General features: G+C 61.3%; 5 protein-coding genes and 2 pseudogenes. 1 reads left to right on the top strand and 6 read right to left on the bottom strand.

From position 1 onward, the window contains the following. The 6 genes and pseudogenes from RT91_RS21770 to RT91_RS21760 form a co-directional block, all read right to left on the bottom strand. Positions 1-582: DUF6444 domain-containing protein (locus RT91_RS21770; protein ID WP_240314367.1), on the bottom strand; the 582-nt coding region annotated here is incomplete at its 3' end. A 38-nt stretch (positions 583-620) separates the two neighbouring features. Further along, positions 621-896, bottom strand: coding sequence for a hypothetical protein (locus tag RT91_RS20990; protein WP_240314366.1), 276 nt, complete (start codon positions 894-896; stop codon positions 621-623). 309 nt (positions 897-1,205) lie between these two features. Next, positions 1,206-1,415, bottom strand: coding sequence for a hypothetical protein (locus tag RT91_RS20985; RefSeq protein ID WP_275470334.1), 210 nt, complete (start codon positions 1,413-1,415; stop codon positions 1,206-1,208). Positions 1,416-1,737: 322 nt separating this feature from the next. Continuing rightward, positions 1,738-1,911: pseudogene (locus tag RT91_RS23085) on the bottom strand (DDE-type integrase/transposase/recombinase); the annotation flags it as partial. 412 nt (positions 1,912-2,323) lie between these two features. Further along, the gene (locus tag RT91_RS18995) at positions 2,324-2,950 is read right to left on the bottom strand and encodes a hypothetical protein (RefSeq protein ID WP_205408993.1); all 627 of its coding nucleotides are present in this window, start codon (positions 2,948-2,950) and stop codon (positions 2,324-2,326) included. Positions 2,951-3,097: 147 nt separating this feature from the next. Next, positions 3,098-3,682, bottom strand: coding sequence for a zincin-like metallopeptidase domain-containing protein (locus tag RT91_RS21760; RefSeq protein WP_240314365.1), 585 nt, complete (start codon positions 3,680-3,682; stop codon positions 3,098-3,100). Here RT91_RS21760 and RT91_RS18985 point away from each other — a divergent pair. Further along, a pseudogene (locus tag RT91_RS18985) lies at positions 3,674-4,076 on the top strand (integrase); the annotation flags it as partial. The gene RT91_RS21760 and the pseudogene RT91_RS18985 sit on opposite strands and share 9 nt — an antisense overlap.

The following is a 4,076-nucleotide window of genomic DNA, read 5'->3' as shown; positions in this document are numbered from 1 at the left end:
TAGCTGACCGCATGGATGACGCGCAGGTAGATCGCGAGAGCCACGAGGTTGAGGGCTGAATGGTGTGCCGGTCTCCATGCCTTCCGGGACGGCTGCCAGCGTGGTCGCCCCACAGCACGGACAATGGCCGGCATAGCGTTCGACGCGGGTGACGACCGGCTTGATCGGCGGCAGATCGATCTTGTCGTAGCGCTGCGCGAGGCGCTGATCCGCGTCAGTCAGCCCGGCACGGCAGTGCTGGCAATGCGCCGCCTTCGCGATCACCGTCTGATCGGGGTTCTCGGCAAGCAAGCGACCGCCACCCTCACGGCCGAGACTGCCTTTGCGGGGCCCCTTGCGCGGACTTTTCTCGGGCCGGTTTGGCTTCTGCCCGCGCGATGGCGGCAGGCTCGAATTGTCCGGCCGCTTCGGCGGTTCGTTTAGCCGCGCCTCCAACTCCGCAATCCGGCGTTCCGCATCCGAAAGCCGGATTGCCAGTTCCGCGTTCCTGCGCTCGGATGATTGCAACGCGTCCCATAGCGCGCGGATCAGCGCGTCTTTCTCAGCGTGCGATAGGAGAGACAGGTCAGGAAGCTCGTTCACGCCTCCCGTCGAATCGTATCCGCCGTGGTCACGTCAATTCACAATCGATTCAACTTATCGACGGACCAGGATGAGCAGATACAATTTGATGGCTGGTTGAAAGCAAACGACTGTACACCATAGCGCCCACCTTCTGTATCGGAAGGGCCATTTATGCCTGCGATATTAAGGGTGAACTGATCCGTTAAGGGGTTGGCTGTCGCTGATTCGGTCAGCGTATAGGTGAGGCCATCGGCGATCAGGCTGGCGCGAGCACCTGCCGTTGTAAGCCCCAGAATGACGACAGCGCTGGCAACATGGCGAAACTTCAACATGAACGTCCCTTTCGAAAGGCTGGCGTTGACTGACGCGGTCGGTTCATTTCGGTTCGGCTGCTTTACGCAGGGGAGGCGCCGATTTGGGCCGCAAAATAGAACAAGCAATTCCCATGCCGAGCTAAATAAGTTCGTAAAATCAATGAATAAAATATTTTAGACAAGCGAGATGTAAAATCTCCTGACACTACTTTTGGTGGTGCAGTTAATAAAACAATATTTTCGGTTGTGTAAATTGGACGAAGAGCCGTAAAGCCAGAACCTGTAGCGCGACGATCAGGAAGAGAAAGTGATCGCGGCCTTGGAACGTTAATCGGGTTTGTTCGACGCTGGCAAGCGGGTTTCGGCGACTTGATTGTCGTGGAGCGACAAATTGACGCTTTCGGTGATTGTCGCGCGTGTGGGTGGGCGTCCTGGTCCGGTTTGTCGTTGGATGGCGGTTTTGCGGCGATAGCTTTCGACGTTCATCTCGAAGATGGTGGCGTGGTGAACTAGGCGGTAAACGGCGGCGAGTGTCATGGCGGGATCGGGGAACACCTTTCCCCACTCGCCGAAGGTGGTTGGCGGTGATCATCAGGGGGCTCTGGTGCAAATAGCCTGACGAGCCAAAGGTTGTGGCTGCGAGGCTGCGGTGTTGTCGCCTTATTGGGCTGCGAGGACGGCCTCCCAGACGGCAGGCGCAGGTCGACCCCGAAGATGTAGCCGACCGCGGCGGAACTGCCCCTTGCGGATCCGTCGCAGCAATTCGATCCCGGCTATCGTGATCGCCGCGGTCTCGAACCGCTTGAACCCGAGCATCGGACCGATCCGCGACTTCACGCCCCGGTGGTTCCTGCTCAACGAGGTTATTCAGGTACTTCGATGACCGCAGCTTGGTGTCAGTAGCCAGTTCACCGTCAGCCTTCATCTCGCGCACAGCGCGGTGCGATGCGGCATAGCCGTCCAGCGTGATGGTCCGCGGACCTGAGCCCTGACCCTTGATCGCCTTGCGGAAGAACGCCTTGGCCGCGTCCATAATATCAGCCAGCCACGCCCCAACAGACTGACGGCTCCCCCCTACCCCTCACGGTTTTCTTCCTTCGCAGCCTCGGCCGCCCATAGCGCAAACCACAACATGCGGGGCGGCTCGCGGTGGGTGCTATTGGCCGGGTCCGTCAGCCATCTCCGCACTGCCTGCGGGGTCGATCCGCACCAGGCCGCAAAGGCAAGCTGGGTCATGCCCGCGCGCGCCAGGGCCGCCCGGATCTCCTCGGGAGACGGCGGATTTTCGGGCAAGACCGTGCGGTGTGGCGCCATAGTTGAAGGCATTGCACCGCTGATGCGGTGCCGACAAGGGCAAGATGAGCCCGCGATCAGTCCACCGCCAGCCGGTCAGTGTCGAACATGTGCAGCATGGACAGGAAATCTGGCCGCACGCCGCGTCCGGCTCATGCGGCCGCCCTCCGAAAGCCCTCCCCTCCCCTCGCCTTCTGCAAGGCTTTGAGTTTGTCGAGGAACCGGTCAGCCGCGACATAAGGCGGCCAGGGCTCCCACGGCGCCACCGCATCCGGCAGATCGAGCGGGTCATGCGCCATAGGTTCGATCTCAATGCCGAGGGTCTTGCGCAGCGCCGGCCGGCGCCACCCCACAACATGAAGCGCCTCATTGGCGGCGGCCTGGTGATCCGCCTGCTTATGCTCGCGGTGGCTGGCGACGGTCCAAGGGGGCAGGTCATAGCGCCGATTGACGGCCGCCTGTAGCCGCGTATCGAGGGCGCGGAACGCATCGCCGAGAATGGGCTTGAGCGGCGTGATGATATCCAACCCGCCCATCAGCGCCTCAGGGGCGTCGTGCAGCAGCTCCCGCAATGCCTCACTGGCGGTCAGTGGCCGGCCGGGCATCGCCTCGCGGATCGCCAGCACCGCCAGGCTGTGCTGGGCCACGGACAACGGATAATCCCATGCCGAGTGCCCGCCCCATCGATTGGTACGGGACAGCCCTACGGCCAAATCGCGATCGGTCCAGGCATCAGACCGGGGATTGAGCAAGTCGATCTTGCTGCCCGACTGAAACATTATCCACGCTCTTGTCATTGGCGGCTCCTTGTCTGCCGGTTTCTTCACCGGACATCCAAAGAAATAGCACCGTTGGTGCTATTTTCCAACTTAAAGAACAGTCATGTGTTCCTGCTTGTTGCTGTTATTTACTTCACTTTTATCAAATCATCGCCCCGCCGTTGCGCGTCGGGCTTGCCGCTCCTGCTCGGGCTGCTCGGCTCGTTCCACCCGCCGGATTTCAGCACCGCTCTCGGCCGCACGCTGCCAATAGCTACGCGCCTGGTCGCCCGCCTGGCTGTCAGCCTGGCCGGTGATCTGCCCTGCCTTCTGCTCGGCACGCAGCGCCATCAGATACCCGGAAATTTTCTCGGCATCGGCAGCCGCCCTGAAGATCTCTCGCGCGTCTTGCTGCAAGGCTTTGATCCAGCTTCCGACATAGGCCGCATGCTGGCCCGGATCATGGCCTATCCCCAGCTTGTCCGCGATCATCAGCGAGGCAATCTCCGCCCTTAACTCCTCCCGCGCATAGGCTTCTGATCCGAACGGCGTGCCAAGGTCAGGCCGGTTCAGCCGCGAGGGGTGGCCTGTCGCGTGCCCCTTATGCCGACATCGGCATAAGGGGCATAATGCCGAGATCCGGATTATGCCGCATCTGCTCGGCAGGGCGCGGTTGGCGGTATGATCGCACCAATCCCATTCGGCATAATCTTCATCGCTCCAACAACATGGAGCACGACGATCATGCCTCAATATTTGCAGACCTGCATCGAGCCGTATCTGGACTCGTTCGCCGAGAGCTTTGCGGCGGAGAATTACACCGCCGGCACGGTCAAGACCTACCAATCGATCCTGCGGAAGGTGGGGCACGCGATGGATGTCGAGGGCATCAGTCCTTCGGCGTTGACGCTCGACATGGCCGAGCATCTGGGACGCAAGGTGCCGCGCAAGAAGACGGGCTCGGTATGGCCGTATAGGTTGGCCCGCCGGTTCGCGCAGCATCTGCTCGATATCGGCGTCACGCAGCCGGTGCCGTTGACCGAGGCGCAGCAGGCGCGCGCGACCCTGCTGGCGAACTTCGAGACCTATCTGGTCAAGCATCGCGGCCTGAGTCCGCGGACGATCTATCACACGCTGCGGTTCGCCA

The organism is Acidiphilium sp. JA12-A1 (assembly GCF_000724705.2).
Lineage (GTDB): Bacteria > Pseudomonadota > Alphaproteobacteria > Acetobacterales > Acetobacteraceae > Acidiphilium > Acidiphilium multivorum.
Note: the sequence above shows the minus strand (reverse complement) of the source record. Positions and strands in the feature narration are given on the sequence as shown.